General features: G+C 55.7%; 21 protein-coding genes. 7 read left to right on the top strand and 14 right to left on the bottom strand.

All coding sequences use genetic code 11. The features are described 5' to 3' along the window. Positions 1–83: 83 nt before the first annotated feature. From OGY62_RS15705 to aegA, 3 genes are all read right to left on the bottom strand, one after another. Complete coding sequence (locus tag OGY62_RS15705) at positions 84–1,127, bottom strand: DUF1176 domain-containing protein (RefSeq protein WP_049009708.1); 1,044 nt, start codon at positions 1,125–1,127, stop codon at positions 84–86. 126 nt (positions 1,128–1,253) lie between these two features. After that, complete coding sequence (gene nudK, locus OGY62_RS15700) at positions 1,254–1,829, bottom strand: GDP-mannose pyrophosphatase NudK (RefSeq protein WP_286460271.1); 576 nt, start codon at positions 1,827–1,829, stop codon at positions 1,254–1,256. A 91-nt stretch (positions 1,830–1,920) separates the two neighbouring features. Next, a complete protein-coding gene (gene aegA / locus OGY62_RS15695; protein WP_286460270.1) occupies positions 1,921–3,894 on the bottom strand; it encodes a formate-dependent uric acid utilization protein AegA in 1,974 nt (657 codons plus the stop codon). Positions 3,895–4,112: 218 nt separating this feature from the next. Between aegA and narQ the strand changes: the two genes are divergently transcribed. Both narQ and acrD read left to right on the top strand, forming a co-directional pair. Then, on the top strand, positions 4,113–5,813 hold the full coding sequence (narQ, locus tag OGY62_RS15690; RefSeq protein ID WP_012131314.1) for a nitrate/nitrite two-component system sensor histidine kinase NarQ: 1,701 nt from the start codon (positions 4,113–4,115) through the stop codon (positions 5,811–5,813). A 185-nt stretch (positions 5,814–5,998) separates the two neighbouring features. Beyond that, positions 5,999–9,112, top strand: coding sequence for a multidrug efflux RND transporter permease AcrD (acrD, locus tag OGY62_RS15685; RefSeq protein ID WP_012131312.1), 3,114 nt, complete (start codon positions 5,999–6,001; stop codon positions 9,110–9,112). 73 nt (positions 9,113–9,185) lie between these two features. Here the strand turns inward: acrD and ypfM are convergent, their stop codons facing one another. Next, positions 9,186–9,245, bottom strand: coding sequence for a protein YpfM (ypfM, locus tag OGY62_RS15680; RefSeq protein ID WP_001386977.1), 60 nt, complete (start codon positions 9,243–9,245; stop codon positions 9,186–9,188). Between the two features lie 410 nt (positions 9,246–9,655). Between ypfM and OGY62_RS15675 the strand changes: the two genes are divergently transcribed. Genes OGY62_RS15675 through OGY62_RS15665 form a run of 3 tightly spaced genes read left to right on the top strand, consistent with a single transcriptional unit; the run spans position 9,656 to position 11,371 of the window. Beyond that, positions 9,656–10,012, top strand: a complete 357-nt coding sequence (locus tag OGY62_RS15675; RefSeq protein WP_012131310.1) for an ArsC family reductase — start codon at positions 9,656–9,658, stop codon at positions 10,010–10,012. A 3-nt stretch (positions 10,013–10,015) separates the two neighbouring features. Beyond that, complete coding sequence (gene dapE, locus OGY62_RS15670; RefSeq protein WP_012131309.1) at positions 10,016–11,143, top strand: succinyl-diaminopimelate desuccinylase; 1,128 nt, start codon at positions 10,016–10,018, stop codon at positions 11,141–11,143. 27 nt (positions 11,144–11,170) lie between these two features. Beyond that, on the top strand, positions 11,171–11,371 hold the full coding sequence (locus tag OGY62_RS15665) for a YpfN family protein (RefSeq protein WP_012131308.1): 201 nt from the start codon (positions 11,171–11,173) through the stop codon (positions 11,369–11,371). Positions 11,372–11,475: 104 nt separating this feature from the next. Here OGY62_RS15665 and ypfH read toward each other — a convergent pair whose 3' ends face one another. The 6 genes from ypfH to dapA form a co-directional block, all read right to left on the bottom strand. After that, positions 11,476–12,174 (bottom strand): esterase, encoded by a 699-nt coding sequence (gene ypfH / locus OGY62_RS15660; protein ID WP_058667868.1) that lies wholly within the window; start codon positions 12,172–12,174, stop codon positions 11,476–11,478. 73 nt (positions 12,175–12,247) lie between these two features. Continuing rightward, the gene (locus OGY62_RS15655; protein WP_286460269.1) at positions 12,248–14,263 is read right to left on the bottom strand and encodes a tRNA(Met) cytidine acetyltransferase TmcA; all 2,016 of its coding nucleotides are present in this window, start codon (positions 14,261–14,263) and stop codon (positions 12,248–12,250) included. 15 nt (positions 14,264–14,278) lie between these two features. After that, positions 14,279–15,142, bottom strand: a complete 864-nt coding sequence (ypfJ, locus tag OGY62_RS15650) for a KPN_02809 family neutral zinc metallopeptidase (protein ID WP_286460268.1) — start codon at positions 15,140–15,142, stop codon at positions 14,279–14,281. Between the two features lie 130 nt (positions 15,143–15,272). Further along, a complete protein-coding gene (gene purC, locus OGY62_RS15645) occupies positions 15,273–15,986 on the bottom strand; it encodes a phosphoribosylaminoimidazolesuccinocarboxamide synthase (RefSeq protein WP_012131304.1) in 714 nt (237 codons plus the stop codon). Positions 15,987–16,175: 189 nt separating this feature from the next. After that, the gene (gene bamC, locus OGY62_RS15640; protein WP_012131303.1) at positions 16,176–17,210 is read right to left on the bottom strand and encodes an outer membrane protein assembly factor BamC; all 1,035 of its coding nucleotides are present in this window, start codon (positions 17,208–17,210) and stop codon (positions 16,176–16,178) included. A gap of 16 nt (positions 17,211–17,226) precedes the next feature. Next, the gene (gene dapA / locus OGY62_RS15635) at positions 17,227–18,105 is read right to left on the bottom strand and encodes a 4-hydroxy-tetrahydrodipicolinate synthase (RefSeq protein WP_012131302.1); all 879 of its coding nucleotides are present in this window, start codon (positions 18,103–18,105) and stop codon (positions 17,227–17,229) included. A gap of 145 nt (positions 18,106–18,250) precedes the next feature. Here dapA and OGY62_RS15630 point away from each other — a divergent pair, with 145 nt between their 5' ends. After that, positions 18,251–18,823 carry a glycine cleavage system transcriptional repressor gene (locus tag OGY62_RS15630; RefSeq protein WP_024130128.1) on the top strand — a complete coding sequence of 191 codons (573 nt, stop codon included), beginning with the start codon at positions 18,251–18,253 and terminating at the stop codon, positions 18,821–18,823. After that, on the top strand, positions 18,823–19,293 hold the full coding sequence (gene bcp, locus OGY62_RS15625) for a thioredoxin-dependent thiol peroxidase (protein WP_012131300.1): 471 nt from the start codon (positions 18,823–18,825) through the stop codon (positions 19,291–19,293). Before OGY62_RS15630 ends, bcp begins: the two co-directional genes overlap by 1 nt. Positions 19,294–19,408: 115 nt before the next feature. Here the strand turns inward: bcp and iadA are convergent, their stop codons facing one another. The 4 genes from iadA to OGY62_RS15605 all read right to left on the bottom strand — a co-directional run bounded on the left by iadA (position 19,409) and on the right by OGY62_RS15605 (position 22,943). Further along, a complete protein-coding gene (gene iadA, locus OGY62_RS15620; RefSeq protein ID WP_200030503.1) occupies positions 19,409–20,572 on the bottom strand; it encodes a beta-aspartyl-peptidase in 1,164 nt (387 codons plus the stop codon). A gap of 11 nt (positions 20,573–20,583) precedes the next feature. Next, positions 20,584–21,045, bottom strand: coding sequence for a YjiG family protein (locus tag OGY62_RS15615; RefSeq protein WP_047462074.1), 462 nt, complete (start codon positions 21,043–21,045; stop codon positions 20,584–20,586). A gap of 1 nt (position 21,046) precedes the next feature. Next, a complete protein-coding gene (locus OGY62_RS15610; RefSeq protein WP_049009692.1) occupies positions 21,047–21,706 on the bottom strand; it encodes a nucleoside recognition domain-containing protein in 660 nt (219 codons plus the stop codon). Positions 21,707–21,881: 175 nt separating this feature from the next. Beyond that, on the bottom strand, positions 21,882–22,943 hold the full coding sequence (locus tag OGY62_RS15605; RefSeq protein WP_012131296.1) for an AI-2E family transporter: 1,062 nt from the start codon (positions 22,941–22,943) through the stop codon (positions 21,882–21,884). Between the last annotated feature and the right edge of the window lie 32 nt (positions 22,944–22,975).

Raw genomic sequence — 22,975 nt, 5'->3', positions numbered from 1 at the left:
AAGCCGGATGGCGACGCGATGCGTCTTATCCGGCCTACAAAATGGGCCGTAGGCCCGGTAAGCGTTAGCGCCACCGGGCGCCCCTAACGTGTGATCCACAACGTGGGCCAGGCATCTGGCCCATGCCAGTTATCGCAGCTTGGCTCTTCGGCATAACGCACCAAACGAAAACGCTGGCCGTCAAAACGCCAGCGCGTCTGGATACCGCAATCGGCCAACCCACGCCCTTTTGCCAGCGTGATTAATTCCCGGGATTTCTCGTCAAAAACCGCGTTCATCAGCTCCATATCATTGCTTTCAGCCCCGGAGTTAAAGGGCAAACGCAACCGTACGGCGCGGGAGGCGAATGGTTTTTTGCGTGAGACAATCCACGCGAGATCGACCGTATTATAGGCTCCGGCTTCGCAACCGGTCATCAGCAGGGCTTTGTCATCGGTCAGGGCCGCGACGCGCACTTCCCGGCGCATCGGGTCAAGCGAGCAGTGAATACCGTTCATCCGCCAGTTACCGTAATCCAGCAGATCGTTGCGTTCATCATAAGAGAGCGGCGTCGGCGTTGGGTTGACGATAGCCACGCCTTTCAGCGCTGGCGCGGGCGGCACGCTGAGCGGTGGATCATTCCCTTTATCAATCCACGCCGTTTCGCTGCCAACGCGTTTTTGCTGTGCGTCGATAAACAACAGCGCAGCTTTAAGCCCCACCAGAGAAATCGTCTGTTTTCCCTTTTTCAGGGTAATCGCCTGGGCTTCCTGAATGGTCTGTAAAAACGCAGCAATGGTGGCGGTGTCGTCCGTCATCAGATGCCAGGGCGTAATGCGCCATTGCCCGGCATTTAGCGGCAGCGGTTTTTCATCCAGCAGCAGACGCGGCGCAATCTCCGCCTCTTTCGCACCGGGCGAGGTCAGCCCCCCCAAATCAATGCGAAGTACCGCATCGGTATGCGCCCCGGCGCTGCGGCTTAAGGTCATCACCAGCCCGCGATGTTCGCCGGTATTACGCGCCACGCAAAAATTCTGATTGTTACAGGTGACCTGCCAGTCAGAAAAAGTCTGCTGCGCTGGCGCCGCCCACGTCAGCGACGTCGGCAGCAGGCCGAGCAGGAAAACGAAAATAACGCGATTGCGCATGGACGGTACAACCCCAGAAGAAAAACGAAACGGCTTTAGGCGGTATCTTCCTTGCGCGACTCCTGTGGCTCAATCAGATTTGTCGGATAGCGGCATCATTATGTAAAGAAATATAAACCTTATTTATCAATCCATTAGCGAGGAAGAATGCAAATAATTGAGCAATAACACGGTCTTACCGTCTCGTATCTCACCGGTTTTGATCATCGCCAGCGCCTGTGTTAATGGCAGTTCCAGTACCTCAATATCTTCATCTTCCACACCGCCGCCTGCGTTTGCCCGCTGACTGTCGCTGTATTCTGCAATGAAGAAGTGAATCAGTTCCGTCACGCCGCCAGGCGACATGTATAACTCAAACAGTTTACGCACCTCACCCACTTCATAGCCGGTCTCTTCAATCGCTTCTTTGCGAATGCACGCTTCCGGCTCGTCGTTATCCAGCAGCCCGGCGCAGGTTTCTATCAACTGGCCGCTTTCATTGCCGTTCACCCAGGTGGCAACGCGAAACTGGCGGATGAGCACCACGGTTTGTTTTTCGCGGTTATACAGCAGGATCGTTGCGCCATTGCCGCGATCGTAAACCTCGCGCTTATGGCGAATCACATCGCCATTTTTACGGGTCAGATCGTAGGTAATATTGCGCAGGATAAAGTAGTTATCAGAGAGAATTTTGTCTTTGATGAGAGTAATTTTTTGCGACATACCGGCTCCACAGCGTAAGAAGACAGGTAATCTTACGCCGCAAGGCCGGTTTTGTCTGCGCGCTATCATGCTGCTCGCGCCGAATGGAGACTTATCCGGTTTGCATGATCCCCAGCCACTGAATAATCCCCTGCGCGGCGTGACGCCCTTCCGCCATCGCCGTCACCACCAGATCGGCGCCGCGCACGGCGTCACCGCCCGCGAAGATTTTAGGATTACTGGTCTGGTAACGGAACGCGCTTTCGACATTTGCCGCAATGCGCCCCCAGTCGTCCACTTTCACACCGTGCGCCTCCAGCCACGGCATACCATGCGGATGAAAACCAAACGCCATAATTACCGCATCAGCGGGCATGACAAACTCGCTGCCCGCGATGGGCATCGGGCGGCGACGCCCCTGCGCATCGGGTTCGCCAAGCTGAGTACGTAAAAAACGCACGCCGCTGACGCAACCGTCGGCATTCAGCACCAGCTCAACCGGCTGTACGTTAAATTCAAAGTTCGCCCCCTCTTCCCGCGCGTTTTTTACCTCTTTTTTCGACCCCGGCATATTCGCCTCGTCGCGACGATATGCGCAGGTCACCTGGCTTGCGCCATGACGCAGCGCGGTACGCACGCAGTCCATCGCGGTATCGCCGCCGCCCAGCACCACAACATTAAGCCCGGCGGTGTCGATAAAAGGTTCGTCAGGCAATTCATCCAGCCCCATAACCTGTTTCGTGTTGGCAATCAGGAACGGCAGCGCATCATATACGCCCGGCGCATCTTCGTTTGGCAGGTCGGCCTTCATGGAACGGTATGTGCCGACGCCGACAAAAACCGCATCGTACTCATCCAGCAGCGACGCCAGCCTGACGTCTTTGCCGACTTCGCAGTTCAGTTCAAAATGAATTCCCATCGCGCTGAAGATTTCGCGACGGCGCGCCAGCAGTGATTTATCCAGCTTAAAAGAGGGAATGCCAAAGGTCAGCAGGCCGCCAATTTCAGGGTGGCGATCGAACACGGTCGTGCTCACGCCATGACGCGCCAGCACATCTGCGCAGGCCAGCCCGGCCGGGCCCGCGCCAATAATCGCCACGCGTTTATCCTGCTGCTGCACGCCGCTCAGGTCTGGCCGCCAGCCTTTGTCCAGCGCCCGGTCGGAAATGTAGCGTTCAATATTGCCGATCGTCACCGCGCCATACTCATCGCGCACCGTACAGGCGCCTTCACACAGCCTGTCCTGCGGGCATACGCGCCCGGTAATTTCCGGCAGGCAGTTAGTCTGGTGCGACAACGCCACCGCATCGTCAATGTTTCCCGCTTTTACCAGCTCAATCCACTGCGGAATATGGTTGTGCAGCGGGCACGTCCACTCGCAGATACTGTGTTCACCGCACTTCAGGCAACGGGCCGCTTCGCGTTCAGCCTGCGCGGTACGAAACGGCAGGTAAATTTCATCAAAGCTGGTTTTTCGCGCGTCAATCGCCAGCTTATCCGGCTCGCCGCGTGGGGGCGTCGCCCGCATCTGTTCAACTTTACTGAGCGCACCAGGAGTGACTCCCGTCGCACAGGCATGCCAGGGCTGATTTTCCTGACGCGCAGTGCGCAGACGCCGCGCTTTCGACAGCCGGGTCAGCGACGCTTCCGTTACCAGCTGCAACGCATCTGCCGGGCAATTTTCAACACAGGCCGGGCCGCCTTCGCGATCCAGACACAAATCGCATTTGTGCGCCGTGGCTTTGACCTGATCCTGACCTGTTGGCGTAAGGATTATCTGCATTGTGCCGAAGGGACAGGCAACCACACAGGATTTACAGCCGATACATTTTTGCTGGTTGACCTGAACGCTGTCTTTGACATGACGGATTGCGCCATTTGGGCAACTCCGGGCGCAAGGCGCATCCTCGCAGTGGTGGCAGGTTACCGCGCTGCGCTGATGCTGATGTTTGATCACCGTAATTCGGGGCTGAAAATGCCGCTGGTGCAGTACGTGTTGCTCATCATTGTGGGCCATTACGCAAGCGACCTCACAGGCATGGCATCCCAGGCACTGTTGGCTATTGGCCATAATAAAACGATTCATGGCGTCCTTCTGTTTTGGTGGCAAAAACCTTATTCTTTATATGAATGTTATTAACCGACGCCGAAGGGGTCGGCAATGTTCATTTGCCCAGGACGCACAACTATTTATCCAGAACCTGTGGCAGATCAATTTATTTCATCGCTGGTGAAATTGCGTTTCAGTTACACTTGCCAATATTTATCCGTTCACTGTGAGCATATTTTTCGGGGATTACGCGCGTGGTCGTCAAACGCCCTGTCTCGGCCAGCCTGGCCCGGGCCTTTTTTTACATTGTGCTGCTGTCGATTCTCTCAACCGGTATCGCCCTGCTGACGCTGGCGAGCAGTTTGCGGGATGCCGAGGCCATTAACGTGGCCGGTTCACTGCGTATGCAGAGCTACCGACTGGGTTACGATCTACAAAGCGGCAGTTCGCAATTGAACGCGCACCGTCAGCTTTTTCAGCAAGCGCTCAACTCTCCCGCGTTAAGTAACCTGAACGCCTGGTACGTCCCGCAGACGGTTAAAAGCCGTTACGGGCAACTGCATGCGAACTGGCTGGAGATGAACACGAGACTGGTGGATGCGGATATAAAGTGGTATCGCGCCAATATCAATAACTATGTCGATCAGATCGATCTCTTCGTTCTGGCGCTGCAACACTATGCCGAGCGCAAGGTGATGCTGGTGGTCGGCATATCGCTGGCGGGCGGCATCGGGATCTTCACGCTGGTCTTTTTCACCCTGCGGCGCATTCGCCAGCAGGTAGTCCAGCCGCTTAACCAACTGGTCGCCGCCAGCCAGCACATTGAACATGGTCAGTTCGACATCCCGCCGCTGAATACCCACTTGCCGAATGAGCTGGGGCTGCTGGCCAAAACGTTTAGCCAGATGTCGAGCGAGTTGCATAAGCTGTACCGCTCTCTCGAAGCTTCGGTAGAAGAAAAAACCCACGATCTGCACGAAGCCAACCGCCGTCTGGAAGTGCTGTACCAGTGCTCACAGGCGCTCAATACCAGCCAAATCGACGTTCACTGTTTCCGCCATATTTTACAGATCGTCCGCGAACATGACGCCGCGTACTATCTGGAATTAACCGTGGGCGATAACTGGCGGATCAGCGAAGGAGCGGAAAGCGCTGATTTGCCCATGCAGATTCTGCCAGTCACGATGCAGGAAACGGTCTACGGCGAACTGCACTGGCAAAGCCCCAACGTCAGCGCCTCCACCCCGCTGCTACACAGCGTATCGACCATGCTGGGGCGCGGTTTGTACTTTAATCAGGCGCAAAAACATTTCCAGCAACTGCTGCTGATGGAAGAGCGCGCGACTATCGCCCGCGAGCTGCATGACTCACTGGCGCAGGTGCTCTCCTATTTGCGCATTCAGTTGACGCTGCTGAAGCGCTCAATTCCAGAAGATAATCTCCCCGCGCAAAGCATCATGGCGGATTTCTCCCGGGCGCTGAACGACGCTTATCGTCAACTGCGCGAGCTGCTGACCACCTTCCGCCTGACGTTACAGCAGGCCGACTTACCTTCTGCGCTGCATGAAATGCTGGATACCCTGCAAAGCCAGACCTCTGCGAAACTGACGCTGGATTGCCGTTTACCGACGCTGGCGCTGGATGCGCAAATGCAGGTGCACCTGTTACAAATCGTTCGCGAGGCGGTGCTGAATGCGATTAAACACGCCAGCGCCACGGAGATCGCCGTTAGCTGCGTCACCGCCCCTGATGGCAACCATACGGTCTATATTCGGGATAACGGCGTCGGTATTGGCGAACCGAACGAACCAACGGGGCACTACGGTCTGAACATTATGCGCGAGCGTGCGGAAAGACTTAGCGGCACGCTGAATTTCTCGCAACCGTCAGGGGGCGGGACGCTGGTCAGCATCAGTTTTCGCTCATCGGAAGATGAAGAGGGTCAATTAGCGTAAAGAACGGCAAAGCACCGCACGGCGGGAATACAGACAGGGCGGCACTGGCACAAAATGTATGCTGTAAACGTGCATGATAATTTACATTATCTTCTTTTTTTCTCCACGTTTGACACGTACCTTGCCGCTACAGTGAAGCAGGTCATACCCAATAATTATACGCAGAAACACGAGGTCCTCCTTTAATGGCGAATTTCTTTATCGATCGCCCCATTTTTGCCTGGGTGCTGGCAATCCTGTTGTGTCTGACGGGAACCCTGGCCATTCTCTCTTTGCCCGTAGAGCAATATCCCGACCTGGCGCCGCCAAACGTCCGCATTACCGCGAATTATCCGGGGGCATCCGCGCAGACGCTGGAGAATACCGTCACTCAGGTTATCGAACAGAATATGACCGGCCTCGATAATCTGATGTATATGTCGTCGCAAAGCAGCGGGACGGGCCAGGCAACGGTGACGCTCAGTTTTGTGGCCGGAACCGACCCCGATGAAGCCGTCCAGCAGGTACAAAACCAGCTGCAATCGGCAATGCGTAAATTGCCGCAGGCGGTACAGAACCAGGGCGTCACGGTCCGTAAAACCGGGGACACCAACATCCTGACCATTGCGTTTGTCTCCACCGACGGCTCAATGGATAAACAGGACATCGCCGACTATGTCGCCAGTAATATCCAGGACCCGCTCAGCCGCGTAAACGGCGTGGGGGATATCGATGCCTACGGTTCGCAATATTCGATGCGTATATGGCTGGACCCGGCCAAACTCAACAGCTACCAGATGACCGCGAAAGATGTCACGGATGCCATCGAATCACAGAACGCGCAAATTGCCGTCGGGCAGCTTGGCGGCACGCCTTCGGTCGACAGGCAGGCGCTCAATGCGACAATCAACGCCCAGTCGCTGCTGCAAACGCCCGAGCAGTTTCGTGATATCACGCTGCGCGTAAACCAGGACGGTTCAGAGGTCAAGCTGGGCGATGTGGCGACCGTCGAAATGGGCGCTGAAAAATATGATTATCTCAGCCGCTTCAACGGTAATCCGGCCTCCGGTCTGGGGGTAAAACTGGCCTCTGGCGCCAACGAAATGGAAACCGCCAAACTGGTGCTTAACCGCCTGGACGAGCTGGCCGAATACTTCCCGCACGGTCTGGAGTATAAGGTGGCGTATGAAACCACCTCCTTCGTCAAAGCCTCGATTATCGATGTGGTGAAAACCCTGCTGGAAGCCATCGCGCTGGTGTTCCTGGTGATGTACCTGTTCCTGCAAAACTTCCGCGCCACGCTGATCCCCACTATCGCCGTACCGGTGGTATTGATGGGGACGTTCTCCGTCCTGTATGCCTTCGACTACAGCATTAACACGCTGACGATGTTCGCGATGGTGCTGGCGATCGGCCTGCTGGTCGATGACGCCATCGTGGTGGTGGAAAACGTCGAGCGCATCATGAGCGAGGAAGGTCTTTCGCCGCGCGAAGCCACCAGAAAATCGATGGGGCAGATACAAGGGGCGCTGGTCGGTATCGCGATGGTGCTGTCAGCCGTATTTGTGCCGATGGCTTTCTTTGGCGGTACGACCGGGGCTATCTATCGCCAGTTCTCCATCACGATTGTCGCCGCGATGGTGCTCTCCGTGCTGGTGGCGATGATCCTGACGCCCGCCCTGTGCGCCACGTTGCTAAAACCCCTGCACAAAGGCGAGCATCACGGACAGAAAGGCTTCTTCGGCTGGTTTAACCGGACGTTCAACCGCAACGCTGAACGCTACGAGAAAGGCGTTGCGAAGATCCTGCATCGCAGCCTGCGCTGGATACTGATCTACGTTCTGTTGCTCGGCGCGATGGTGGTGCTGTTCCTGCGTCTGCCGACCTCCTTCTTGCCGCAGGAAGACCGTGGGATGTTTATTACCTCGGTACAGTTGCCAAGCGGCTCCACGCAGCAGCAGACCTTAAAAGTGGTGCAAGAAGTTGAAAAATATTACTTCACCCAGGAGAAAGACAACGTCATGTCCGTCTTCTCGACGGTGGGATCGGGGCCTGGCGGGAACGGTCAAAACGTGGCGCGCATGTTTGTCCGCTTAAAAGACTGGGACGAACGCAACGCCACGACCGGCACCTCGTTTGCCATTATTGAACGCGCCACGAAAGCCTTTAACAAGATTAAAGAAGCGCGCGTTTACGCCAGCAGTCCACCGGCAATCAGCGGTCTGGGCAGTTCCGCAGGGTTTGATATGGAACTTCAGGACCACGCGGGCGCCGGTCACGATGCCTTAATGGCCGCACGCGATCGGTTGATTGAGCTGGCGGCGCAGGACAGTGCGCTGACCCGCGTGCGTCACAATGGTCTGGACGACAGTCCGCAGTTGCAAATTGATATCGATCAGCGCAAAGCCCAGGCGCTGGGCGTCTCTATCGACGACATCAACGACACGCTGCAAACCGCATGGGGCTCCAGTTACGTCAATGACTTTATGGACCGGGGCCGCGTGAAGAAGGTCTATGTACAGGCGGCGGCGAAATACCGCATGCTGCCGGACGATATCAATCTCTGGTATGTGCGTAATAAAGACGGCGGCATGGTGCCTTTCTCCGCCTTTGCGACGTCACGCTGGGAAACGGGCTCTCCGCGTCTGGAGCGCTATAACGGCTACTCGGCGGTCGAGATTGTCGGCGAAGCGGCGCCTGGCGTCAGTACCGGTACGGCAATGGATGTAATGGAGTCGCTGGTTCGCCAGTTGCCAACGGGGTTTGGGCTTGAATGGACAGCGATGTCTTATCAGGAACGCCTCTCTGGCGCGCAGGCGCCTGCGCTGTACGCCATTTCGCTGCTGGTCGTTTTCCTGTGTCTGGCCGCGCTGTATGAAAGCTGGTCGGTGCCGTTCTCGGTTATGCTGGTGGTGCCGCTGGGCGTCATTGGCGCGCTGCTCGCCACCTGGATGCGCGGACTGGAAAATGACGTTTACTTCCAGGTCGGGTTGCTAACGGTGATCGGCCTTTCCGCGAAAAACGCGATCCTGATTGTCGAATTCGCCAATGAGATGAACGAGAAAGGCCACGATCTGCTGGATGCCACGCTGCATGCCTGCCGCCAGCGTTTACGCCCAATTCTGATGACCTCTCTGGCCTTTATTTTCGGGGTGCTGCCGATGGCGATTAGCAACGGGGCGGGTTCCGGGAGCCAGCATGCCGTCGGGACAGGCGTCATGGGCGGGATGATCTCCGCCACCATCCTGGCGATTTACTTCGTACCGCTGTTCTTTGTGCTGGTGCGTCGCCGCTTCCCGCTGAAACCGAAGCCGGAATAAGGCACAAAAAAGGCGACTTACTTTGAGTCGCCTTTTTCTTATCCTTTTCAGGATCAGGATATCTTCCAGAAATTTATTTGCGAAGCATAACTTCGATAAAATCTTTCCAGTTCCCCAGTTCACGTTCAATCATAACAACCTCTCTTATTATTATGGCTATTCTACGAAAACATTATCCTCAAGAGAAGATAATTTAACCGATTGCAGTGATTACATCCTCCGGTGAATGGGGTTCATGGCATTACTATGACCCTGTAACCATAAATTTTATGTGACTTACTGCAATATTTTGAAACATTAATCCACTTCTGAAAACCGCGCTCATTTCAGTTAAGAAACAGCCTATTGCAGTTCGCTGGATTTATACTTCCCGATGGGATGCTCATTAAGCAACATTTCAGAATTATTATTCACAAGAGTTCAACAATGTTATATTTACCGTTTATTATGTCATGATAAATAACCGGTATATGGCAGTTCCGCACTGACGGATACCACGATAATATTGCTTAATTATTCGTAATTCGCGTAAAAGGATTCAACATGATCACCGTCTACGGCATCAAAAATTGTGACACGATTAAAAAGGCGCGACGCTGGCTGGAGGCTCACGGTATTGACTACCGCTTTCACGATTACCGCGCAGACGGAATCGATGCCGCGTTATTGAATACGTTTATTGCGGAGTCAGGCTGGCAACCCCTGCTGAATACGCGCGGAACGACATGGCGTAAACTTGATGAAGCCACGCGTAACGGCATCACGGATGCGGCGTCCGCCGCAGCATTAATGACTGAAATGCCAGCAATTATCAAACGCCCATTGCTCTGCGCGACCGGGAAGCCTATGCTGCTGGGTTTTAGCGAATCCAGTTATCAGCAGTTTTTTGATGAGGTGTAGTCTATGTCGTGCCCGGTTATTGAGCTGACACAGCAGCTTATTCGCCGCCCTTCCCTGAGTCCAGATGACGCAGGATGCCAGGCGTTAATGATTGAACGCCTGCGTGCAATCGGTTTTACCGTTGAGCATATGGATTTTGGCGATACACAGAATTTTTGGGCATGGCGCGGACAAGGCGAAACGCTGGCCTTTGCCGGGCATACCGATGTCGTACCTGCGGGTGATGTCGATCGCTGGATCAACCCGCCTTTTGAGCCGACAATCCGCGACGGAATGCTGTTTGGCCGTGGTGCGGCAGACATGAAAGGCTCTCTGGCGGCGATGGTCGTTGCGGCTGAACGTTTCGTCGCCCAGCATCCAGATCATCAGGGGCGTCTGGCGTTCCTTATCACCTCGGATGAAGAAGCCAGCGCGAAAAACGGCACCGTGAAGGTGGTCGAAACGCTGATGGCGCGTAACGAACGTCTGGACTATTGCCTAGTCGGCGAACCGTCCAGCACTGAAATCGTCGGGGATGTGGTCAAGAATGGCCGTCGCGGGTCGCTGACCTGCAACCTGACGATCCACGGTGTGCAGGGGCACGTCGCTTATCCTCATCTGGCGGATAACCCGGTGCATCGCGCAGCGCCGATGTTGAATGAACTGGTGGCGATCGAGTGGGATCAGGGAAATGAATTTTTCCCGGCGACCAGTATGCAGATTGCCAACATTCAGGCTGGCACCGGCAGCAATAACGTCATTCCGGGCGAGCTGTTTATTCAGTTCAATTTCCGCTTCAGCACCGAACTGACCGATGAGACTCTCAAAGAGCGCGTTCACGCGCTGCTGGATAAACATCAATTACGCTACACGGTGGACTGGTGGCTTTCCGGCCAGCCGTTCCTGACGGCGCGCGGCAAGCTGGTGGATGCGGTGGTGAACGCCATTGAGCACTATAATGAGATAAAACCGCAGTTACTCACTACGGGTGGAACGTCCGACGGGCGCTTTATTGCGCGTATGGGGGCGCAGGTAGTCGAACTCGGGCCGGTCAACGCCACCATTCATAAAATTAATGAATGTGTTAATGCAGCCGATCTGCAACTGCTTGCCCGCATGTATCAACGTATCATGGAACAACTCGTCGCCTGACGCGTGTTCCTGTAAGAGGAAATAAGCATGGACTGGCTGGCAAAATATTGGTGGATTCTGGTGCTGGTGTTTTTGGTGGGCGTACTGATCAATGTGATCAAAGACCTCAAGCGGGTCGATCACAAAAAATTCCTCGCCAATAAACCGGAGCTGCCCCCGCATCGTGATTTTAACGATAAGTGGGACGATGACGACGACTGGCCGAAGAAAGATCAGCCAAAGAAATAGTCAGATAAACCTGTAGGCCTGATAAGCGTGTCGCCATCAGGCAACATACCGTCTGAATGCCGGATGGCGGCTTCGCCCTATCCGGCCTACGGTTCAGTTCCGGCTTATATCATTTCAATAATATCATCATCATTCGGCTTACCGCCGCTCAACGCTTCATCAAAGTAGTGTTTCGGCACGGTATAGCGCAAATGGTCGAGCGCAAACTGCATGCTGCGATCGTCAATCGCATGGCCTAAATCCTCGACGATATCCAGCGTCACATCGCCTCCGGCACGGACTAACGCTTCCTGTGCGGCAACCGCATGAGATAACTCAATCACCCGGTCTTCACCGCCGTGAATCAAATGTACCGTTGTGGCGGTCGTGGCGGTTTCCGGCAAGCTGGCGTAGCGTCCGTTGAAAGCAATCACGCGCGATGCCAGACCCGGCTCGGCCTTGATGCTTTCAAGAGACATAATCGCCCCCTGCGAAAACCCAATCAGCGCGGTAGCCTCCGGCCCAACGCCGCTCTGTTTCTGCCAGTAGCGAACCGTCTCGATAAACACCGGCATAATCGCATCAACCCGCGCCTGGCGGTTCTCTTCCGTCACATCCTGAACCGAAAACCACTGACGCCCAGGCGCCGGGCCACAAGGTTCCGCGCCGCCAATGCTGACCACCAGCGCCTCTGGAAACAACGGTGCGAACCAGGAGCCAATTTCTCCCATTGAGACCGGGTTATCGCCCACGCCATGAAACAGCAACAGCAGTTGTTTCGCGGGTTTATCGGGGCTTTGAACAACAAAATGGTCATGTTTCATGGCGATCTCCTTAACTGATAGAACAGATTCTACGCCGCTTAATCACAATGACCATGCCAGGAAATTGAAGGAGTTAGTGAAAAAATTGCCATTGCAAAACGCGTTCGCGTAACCGCTGCGCCCGTTCGTCATCCAGCACGGTAAGCGCATGGGCGACTTCCCGGCGCTGAGCGACAAGCAGCGCTTTACGCCCAGGCAAACCCAGCCGGATACACAGATTCGCGTCGCTGCACTTCTCCTCCAGGCGTCCACGCAGCGCGGGGAGCGCCAGCTCGCAGCGCTCAAGCAGTCGACTCAGACAGCCTAACGACGTGAGCAACGGTCGATGGGCAAACGCAAAGCCCGCCAGTTCATCCCAGTCATCATCATTAAGCGTAGACGCTTTCAGCGGGATAACCGGGATCGCTTCGCCGTTCCAGCGAGCAAGTATCTCCGCATCCCGGCGCAAACGCTGGTGCTCGCGGTGCGCCAGCCGCGCGCCAGCCTCGCTGATGGGCAGCAAAGCCATCGCCGTATAACAGCCGCTGCTCGCCTCCTTGTGGTTCCCCATCCGCACCAGTACAAAACCGCAACGCTGCCAGAATCGCCAGAGTTCGGCGGTATAACCAAAACTGACGGAGAGATAGTCGCATCGGCTGGCGCCGCCGTATGCCTCAGCGATCAGCTGCTGCCCAATCCCTTCCCGCTGGCGGGCCGGGTGGACGGCAATACGGCTCACCCGACGCCCGGTCAGCGTCGCCGCCAGCGGATCGCCACCATGAGCGGCCAACGACTGCGCGACAAGATTTCCACGCGGGCGACGATAGCCCGCCCACACGGCCTGGCTCAGCGCGGCCGATAATCCGCCCTCTTCCACCAGCCAGGCGGCCCCCGCCACCCGCTCAGCCGTAAAAGCGCCGAGAAAATGCTGCCCCGGCGCATCCATCATGCGACGCAGATCGAGTGGAGAGGTACGGTAGTGCGCGCCGGAAAGCAGCTGATACACCGCCAGCGGCTGCGCCGGCCCGGTATGCCAGAGCGCCTGCGTAAAAGCAGAGAACCGAATCGCCCCCTGCGGCGCATGGGCAAACGTCTCGTCGTCGAATATCAGCGCTTCGCCGACCCATTGTTCCAGCGGGCACCCCTGCGCCCAGCGAACAGGCTGTCGCAGTTCAAAACGCCGGAGATGAGGAAAACGGGCGCAGAACTTCAGCAGAAAACCGCGTCCCGTCCCTTCATAGCCCTGAACGGTGGTGGTCAACAATATGCGTGAAAAACGCGACGCCAGGCGATGCAGCAGCGGCGCGGGGATTGCCGCCGCTTCATCGACAATCAGCCAGTCGGCCGTCTCCGTGCCCGCCAACAGCGCATCAGGAGCGAGAAAGCGAAATTTCTCACCGGCAAACTGCGCCAGCACGTCCGTCGCCGCTTTCGACGGCGCAGTTACAATGGCCGTCCCGCTCATCCGCGAAATTAACTGCCCGGCCAGCGCCGATTTACCCCGACCTCGCGCTGCCGTAACGGCGGCCACGCCGGGCGGCATCCGCAGCAGATGCCGCAAAATCGCGGCCTGCTCAGGCTGTGGTTCACCCGTAGCGGGTCGCCAGTGGGGACGGGCAGGAAAGCGCGGCCATGAAAACGGTTGAGACTGCTGCCAGTGCAGCGCCTGCTCGTCACGGGACATCACGCGTTTGAGGTGCTGGATAAAATGTGGCGTTGCAACAGGCTGCGGGCAGTCGCTCCAGCGCAGCGAGTCCGCATCGGGACGGGATTCCCATGCAGAATACGGCGGCGTCAGCAGCACCAGCCAGCTTCCGGCTCGCAGCGTGCCGCTCAGCGCCGCAAATGCCGAGGCATCAAACCCTAACTGCGCATCAAAAACCGCGTGGCGGAACTCGCGTCCCAGTAGCGTTTGTAACGCCTGCGGCGTACAGTGCGGCGCGGCGGGCGCATCGGTTGCCACCCACAGCCAGTCGCCAGCCAATGCTTCTCGCAGCGCCAGCGCCCGTTCACGACACCAGGACGCATCGCCGCTGAGCACCAGCAGCCGACGAATCCCTTCCTGCGCCATTTGTGCGGTTAGCGCCCGCAATGCGTCATTGTCAGACATCCCTGCCCCGGTATGTTAAAAACCTTTGCCGAAGGTATTACATTGTGCCGGATCGCCGCTATCAAAACCGCGTTTAAACCAGGTATAGCGCTGCTCGGAAGTGCCGTGAGTGAAGCTGTCCGGCACCACGCGTCCCTGACTTTGTTGTTGCAGACGATCGTCGCCAATCGCCTGCGCCGCATTCAACGCTTCTTCCAGATCGCCGGATTCCAGCACGCCCTGTTGCTGCATGTTGTACCCCCAGACGCCCGCGAAGCAATCCGCCTGTAGCTCCATACGTACGGAGAGTCGGTTCACTTCCGCTTGCGATGCGGTCTGTTGCAGCTGACGGACCTTCGGTTCGATGCCCAACAGTTTTTGCACATGGTGCCCCACTTCGTGGGCGATAACGTAACCCTGGGCAAAATCGCCATCCGCGCCCAGTTTGTTTTTCATGTCATCGTAGAAGGAAAGATCGATGTAGACCGTGCCATCCGCCGGGCAATAGAACGGCCCCATCACGGACTGACCCGCACCGCATCCTGTGCGCGTCGCGCCACGGTACATCACCAGCTTAGGCTGCTGATATGTGCGCCCCATTTTCTCAAACTGCTGACCCCAGGTATCTTCTGTGGTCGCCAGAATGACAGAGGTAAACTTCGCGGCCTCGTCGTCATTTGGACTGATAGAACGCGTCGTTTCCTGCTGAGAAATCGGCTGCCCGGTCATTAAACCGGTAAGATCCACCCCGTAATAGCCCGCCACCAGCACGACAATCAGCAGAATAATTCCGCCTTTGCCGCTGGGCAAACGAAAACCCGGCCCGCCCATTGACGGGCCGCCGGAGCTATTGCGTCTGTCTTCTACATTGTCACTTTCACGACGCCCTTGCCAGCGCATAATCACCTCAACATACTATTCATTATGATGATGATCGTAGGCGGTTCAGCGCAAGATTACCATTAGAATAATGGTGGTAGAGAAAAACCGGAGAGCGTTGACTCTCCGGTTGATGCTGACGGGGGAAGAATTAATCTAACTGCACGCCCAGGCGACGTGCGACGGTTTCATAGGCTTCGATCAGGCCGCCCAGACTCTGGCGGAAACGGTCTTTGTCCATTTTATCCAGCGTTTCTTTGTCCCACAGGCGGCTACCGTCCGGGGAAAATTCATCGCCCAGCACTACTTCGCCTTTGTACAGACCAAACTCCAGTTTGAAATCGACCAGGATCAGACCGGCATCGTCAAACAGCTTTTTCAGCACGTCGTTGGCTTTGTAGGTCAGCTCTTTCATGCGCGCCAGATTCTCTTTGCTCACCCAGCCGAAGGTTTCGCAGTAAGAATCGTTGACCATCGGATCGTGCATCGCATCGTTTTTCAGGAACAGGTCGAACAGCGGCGGGTTCAGTTCGATGCCTTCTTCAATGCCCAGACGCTTGACCAGAGAACCAGCCGCACGGTTACGCACCACGCACTCGACCGGCACCATATCCAGCTTTTTCACCAGACACTCGGTATCGGACAGCAACTGCTCCATCTGGGTCGGGATGCCCGCTTCTGCCAGTTTGGTCATGATGAAATGGTTAAACTTGTTGTTCACCATCCCTTTGCGATCAAACTGTTCAATGCGCGCGCCATCCCCTGCTGACGTATCATTGCGGAATTCGAGCACCAACAGGTCCGGGTTTTCCGTGCTGTATACGGTCTTCGCTTTACCACGATACAACTCAGCTTGCTTTTGCATCTTTATTACTCCTGGTGTGAATTAACGATAAAAATTCATTTTCTGCCACACTTTGCCGGATGGCGGCATTGCCTTATCCGACCTACAGCCTGGGGGCGAAATTACGGTAAAAATTGCGTTTTTCTGCTGACGCACACGTTTGCGTATCATATCAGAAAAAAGGGCTGGATTGCTCCAGCCCCTCAATTTTTACTTGCTGAACGCTGCCTGGAAGACGGCAACCAGCGCGTCGTTCTGGCTCTGCGTCAGGGTATGCCCCTTCGGATCGATAAACTGTAGGCTACTGCGGTTGTCTAAATCGCCCACCTGCAATTTATAGTCGCCGGACGACAGACCCGGATCGGTTGCGCCCAGATCCTGCCAGCCGCTGTCAGACAGCGGTTTGTAGGTCACTGCCAGGCTGCCCTGAGAACGCGTGCTGTCGGTCACTTTCATGCCCACTTTTTCAAGCGCGGCTGGCAGACGCTGCCACACCACGTTGAACGGCCCACGGACGACCAGCATTGGCAAACCGGTGTCATCTGCGGCGCTCTGCACATCCATCGTGGCGGCAGAACGGTTTTGCGCGGCGTTCGCAGCGTCGGTGGCGGTTTTATCCAGACCCGCCGAGATTACGTTCATCATCTCAGCGCTATAACGCTGTAGCGAAGCGGCATCTGCGGCAGGCTTGCCAGCCTGTTCCAGATTCACCAGTTTCACCGTTACAGCCTGCTGATAACCCTGCGGTTTCACCGAGATTTGATAACGTCCACGGTACTGCTGGTCTTCATCCAGACGGTTCCATTCAACCCAATCGGTCGTCAGGGTCTGGCTGGCGTCATCACGTTTTTCAATCGTGTAGTTTTTGGACTGAATCACGCTGACAACCTGCGGCCACAGGTTGGTATTGCGACCATTTTCTACCAGCAAGGTTGCGGTATCGCCCGTAAACTGGGTACGCGCGCCGGTCACCAGCGCTAACGGCTGAGCAGGCGGACGAATGTCCAGCGCTTTGCCGACAGCGCCGCTGCCGTTGGTCACCGGAATGTTATAGTCGCCCGTCGTTACCGGCAGAATCATCCCTGCTGGCGCATGAAGTTCAGCAAGCGGCGCGGCTTCCAGATAGGATTCATCACCGCTCACCTGGCGCTTGTAGCGCGAGTCAGAGCTACAAGCCGCGAGCAGCATAATGAGCGAAACACCCGCAACCCTGGCCAGGCGCGACTTTTGTACTGAGTAAGCCATCAAATCTCCCTAAACTTTACAGCAAACCGGCATGCTTGAGCGCCGCTTTGACAATCTCACGACCCGTATCGGTGATCGGCGTCATCGGCAAGCGCAGCGTATCGGTCGCCACAAGTCCCAACTCCTTACATGCCCATTTCACCGGGATCGGATTGGGTTCGACAAATAGTTTGTTATGTAACGGCATCAGACGCTGATTAATCACCCGCGCGTCGGCAAAACGACCTTCCGCCGCCAGTTTGCACATTTCCGCCATATCACGCGCCGCAACGTTCGCGGTAACGGAAATCACGCCATGACCGCCGAGCTGTATGAAGTCCAACCCGGTCGCATCATCACCGCTGAGCAGAATAAAATCGTCTGAAACCAGCTCTTTGATCTGGTGAACCCGACTTAAGTTCCCTGTCGCCTCTTTGATTGCGACAATATTTTTTACTTTCGCCAGACGGCCGACGGTTTCCGGCAGCATATCGCAGCCTGTACGGGACGGCACATTATACAGAATTTGCGGCAGGTCAGTATGTTCAGCGATGGCTTTGAAATGCTGGAACAGACCTTCCTGAGTCGGGCGGTTGTAGTAAGGCGTCACTGTCAGGCAACCGACAACGCCGCTGTCGTTGAAACGCTGCGTCAGGCTAATGGCCTCCGCCGTCGCGTTCGCGCCCGTTCCGGCGATAACCGGAATACGCCCGTCCGCCAGCTCCAGCGTCATCATGACCACATCGCCATGCTCGTCATGGCTCAGCGTGGCGGATTCGCCGGTGGTGCCAACAGAAACAATCGCCGAGGTACCGCTGGCGACATGATAATCAATCAGTTTTTTCAGGCTTGACCGGCAGACATTACCTTTTTCATCCATCGGTGTAACAAGCGCGACAATACTTCCCGTGAACATGGGCCATCCTCTGTGCAAACAAGTTTCTCAATGGTACGTTTGGTACGACAATAAAAGCAAGAGACCATAGCCCTTCTGATTATTGTATGCAGGTTTTTTTTATGCTTTCCTTATGATTACCTCACCTCTCAAAGGAAGAACCGGTTTGACATCGTCATCACAACATTACCTGGTTATCACTGCGCTGGGTGCCGATCGCCCGGGAATTGTGAATACTATCACCCGCCATGTCAGCAGCTGCGGCTGTAATATCGAAGACAGCCGACTGGCCATGTTGGGCGATGAATTCACGTTTATCATGCTGCTGTCTGGCTCCTGGAACGCCATCACCCTGATTGAATCAACCTTGCCGTTGAAAGGCGCAGAGCTGGATTTATTGATTGTGATGAAGCGCACCACTGCTCGCCCCCGTCCGGCCATGCCCGCAACGGTATGGGTACAGGTCGAGGTGGAAGATTCTCCGCATTTAATTGAACGTTTTACCGCGCTTTTCGACAGCCATCAGATGAACATCGCTGAGCTGGTCTCCCGCACGCAACCTGCTGAAAATGAAAAGGCTGCACAGCTGTTTGTTCAAATCACCGCGCACAGTCCGGCATCTCATGATGCCGTAAATATTGAGCATGCCTTTAAAGCACTATGTACAGAACTCAATGCGCAAGGCAGTATTAACGTTGTTAATTACTCACAACATGATGAACAGGATGGAGTTAAGTAATGAATCCACTGAAAGCCGGTGACATCGCACCGAAATTTAGCTTGCCGGATCAAGACGGAGAACAAGTAAATTTGACCGACTTCCAGGGACAGCGCGTACTGGTGTATTTCTACCCTAAAGCCATGACGCCCGGCTGTACCGTACAGGCCTGTGGTTTACGCGATAACATGGACGATCTGAAAAAAGCAGGCGTAGACGTGTTGGGGATCAGCACCGATAAACCTGAAAAACTGTCTCGTTTCGCCGAAAAAGAGCTGCTTAACTTTACGCTCCTGTCCGATGAGGATCATCAGGTCTGCGAGCAATTCGGCGTCTGGGGGGAAAAATCCTTTATGGGGAAAACCTACGACGGCATCCATCGCATCAGCTTCCTGATCGACGCTGACGGCAAGATCGAACACGTATTTGACGACTTTAAAACCAGTAACCACCACGATGTGGTGCTGAACTGGCTGAAAGAAAACGCCTGATTTACGTTTTGCCGGATAAAGCCTGATGCGACGCTAACGCGTCTTATCAGGCCTGATTCGCACAACCCCGTAGGCCGGATAAGGCGTTTACGCCGCCATCCGGCATACGCGTCGTTTATTCAAACGTTCCTTTCACGCACGCTTTGCCATCTTTCACCACCGCTTTGCCTTTCGCCCACAGATAGCTGACTTCCAGCGCCTGATTCAGCACCAGAATGTCGGCGTCACAACCCGCCGCCAGACGTCCTTTATGCTCAAAGCCGAGAAATTCCGCAACGGTGCGGGTAAGCGGACGCAGCGCCTGCTCCAGCGGCAGTTTATGCTGCGTAACTAACTGACGCAGCGTGCCGATCAGCGACTCAAAACCCGCCACGCCAATGCCCGTCAAATTTCCATGCTCATCAAATTCCGGCTGGCTGCCGTTGCCATCAGAACTCAGGGTAATGCGCGACAGCGGAACCTCATGGCGCAAGGCTGTCACGATGGCCGTCGCCGGATCGATCGGTTCATCAATGCTGCTGGTAATATCGATGTAGCCGCCATCAAGCGCGTACTCCAGCGCCGCCTGGAACAGCGGTTCGGCGCGGTTAACATGCGTCGGCAGCAGTTTCGTGATGGGGACATCGGCATTGGCGAGAATATCGTACAGCGGTTCCAGCATGTGTGGGCTGTCGCCCATATGAAAGACGCTGATTCCCGGCTTCTGGCCCAGTAATCCCCCCACGCGGGACTGCGCCGCCATTGTCGCCAGCGCGGCGGAATTCGGCGCCGAAGAACGATGATCGGAGACGGCGCATTTCACGCCAATCACTTTATCAATCAACGCCACATCGCGATCGACGCTCCCGGTAATGGTTGGCGAAGGCAGAGAATACGCCCCCGTTAACATCCATGCGCTGATCCCTTCATATTCCAGCGCGCGCGTTTTCGCCAGCAGAGATTCAGGATGACGGGTGATGCCGTCCGTTCCCAGCAGCCCGACAACGGAGGTAATACCAGCTTCAACCAACCGTGACAGCCGCACCTCTGGCGTACGGGTATGCGGCCCGGCTTCGCCGCCACCGCCGATGAGATGAACATGCTGATCGATAAATCCCGGGCAGACGATATCACCGTGGAGATCGACCTGCTGGCAACCGGGGAAGTCTTCCGCAGCGATAGTCGGCGCAATAGCGACAATTTTGCCGTTGGCAACCAGAATGTCCTGCTGGCCCAGATCGTCCGGGGCATATACGTGTCCGCGCTGAAAAAGCGTCAGATTAAGAATGGAACAGTCCATGATAGTCCTTTTTAAACAATAGCCTGCATTACCCAAATAGAGACCAGGGCATTAATCACGCACACCGCAATAATATGCGGGTAATAACGCGGATGAACGCCCGCCGTTCCCAGGCAGCGCCCTACATTTTGAACCGGGTTGCCCATCAGGTAAATGGCGGGTAACAGCACAGTGGCATCGTGACCGGACAGCGCGCCAGTAACCACCAGGCTGGCGCAGACGCCCACGCCGCCGCCCATACTCATCACCGCAGCCAGCAGAACGGTCGCCGATTCTCCCGGCAAACCCCATAGCGCCATTACCGGTTCACACACTCGCCCGACGATATCCAGCAACCCCGTCACCTTCAGCGCCTGAATAATGACAAAGGCCATGACGACGTTGGGCAACAGGCTGGTGGTGGCGATGGTAAAACCGCGCCGCGCGCCGTCGATAAACAGATCCATGACGTTTTTACGTACCTGTGCGCTCATTTCAGGCCTCCTGTTTCATACGACGATGTTCAAGCTGCGCGATCCACACCCGCAACAGGTTCGCACCGATAAATTTGAAGACTAAAATGACCGCCAGCGGCGTAATAACCGGTACGGTTATCGTGGCAAATAGCGCGGCGCCTGATGAGAAGTAGTTCGTCAGAATCGCGCTGCCGCTTGTCTGCCAGCAGGCGAAAATCGCCCGTTCCTGTTCGGTAATCACGCCCTCTTCCGCCAGCTCTTTGGTCATCCCGGCGGCGGCATCCGTATTTTGCAAATTGGCGATAAGCGCCAGAGAGCAAATGCCGGGGATGCCCAGGATCGGCCTGAGTATCGGCGTCATCAACTGCTGCGCGGCGCGCAGTCCGCCCAGCCCTTCCGTCACGGAAATAATGCCGAGCGATAAAATAACCGATGGCGCCAGCTCCAGTGCGAATAAAAAGCCGTCTCTCGCCCCGGTACCGCCAGTGCCGCGAAATGAAACCGCCGTGTCGCCTGCCGTGTTAACCAGGCCAAACGCGCCATTGAGCACGGTAAAATCAAACACTCGCCACCATTCTGTACTTTTCGCGAACATGCCTGAAAAAAGGATAATGGTAATAAAAAAGGCGAGATAACCGCCCCACCCCACTTTTTGCTGCGTGTGCATCTGATGACCCATTTTTTTCTCCGGTTGGTCTTGTCCTTGTGAGATTAAAAAACCATCTATACCGGTAAGTTGAAAGCAAAAAAGGAGGGCGGGACAGCACATTCGGAAAACGTTCAGGAAAGGAGAAAGCGGATAAAACGTGGAACGCCCGATGACGTTGCGCCACCGGGCAGAGTGATAATCGTGCTTAACCGTCGCTGACCTGTCCGTCCGGCCAGGCATGTACCACGGCTTTAATTAACGTCGCCAGCGGGATGGCGAAGAACACGCCCCAGAAGCCCCACAGGCCGCCGAAAATCACCACCGACAGAATAATCACCAGCGGGTGCAGGTTGACGGCTTCTGAAAACAGTACCGGCACCAGCAGGTTTCCATCCAGCGCCTGAATGATCAGATACACGGCGAAGCAGCTCCAGAACTCCGTTCCGAGGCCAAACTGGAATAACGCCACGCCAATCACCGGAATGGTCACCACGAACGCGCCGATGTAGGGGATTAATACCGAGAATCCAACCAGAACCGCCAGCAGCAGCGAGTAGTTGAGACCAAAGAGCAGGAAGCCAAGCCAGGTCGCCACGCCAACCACCACCATCTCCAGCACTTTGCCGCGAATATAGTTGGTGATCTGCTGGTTCATCTCCATCCAGACCTGCCCGGCTAGTCCGCGATTGCGCGGCAGCACCCGGCGCACGGCATTCAGCATCTGCTCTTTATCCTTGATCAGGAAGAAGACCATCAGCGGCACCAGCACCAGATACACCGCCAGCGTCAACAACCCGACCAGAGAGGCCAGGGAGTATTTCACAACCGAATCACCTAACGTCAGCATCCGGGTGCGCATATTTTCCGCCATCGCATCAATGATCCCGGCATCCATCAGCGCCGGGTAACGACGGGGTAACGTGGCGGCATAATCAGAGAGCTTATTGAGCATACCCGGCATATCGCGAATCAAATAGATCCCCTGCTGCCAGGCCACCGGCATCACGACAAACGCCATCAGCAGTAAAATGCCGACAAACACAATCAGTACGATTGAGGTGGCCCAACGCCGGGAGCAGCCAATCGCCTCCAGACGGACCGTAGGCCACTCCAGCAGGTAAGCGAGGACAATAGCCACCAGCAACGGCGCCAGAAGCCCACTGAAAAAGAAAAGGATGCCAAAACCGGCAACCAGGATAACCAGCAAGGCGATCGCCTCCGGGTCGCTAAAACGACGGCGATACCACTGCATCAACATCTCAAGCATAGAAACCGTTCCCTGAACCTCAATAGCGGGAT

Origin of the sequence: Citrobacter sp. CK198 (assembly GCF_030333295.1) — a bacterium.
In the GTDB taxonomy this organism is placed as follows: Bacteria; Pseudomonadota; Gammaproteobacteria; order Enterobacterales; family Enterobacteriaceae; genus Citrobacter_B; species Citrobacter_B koseri.
Note: the sequence above shows the minus strand (reverse complement) of the source record. Positions and strands in the feature narration are given on the sequence as shown.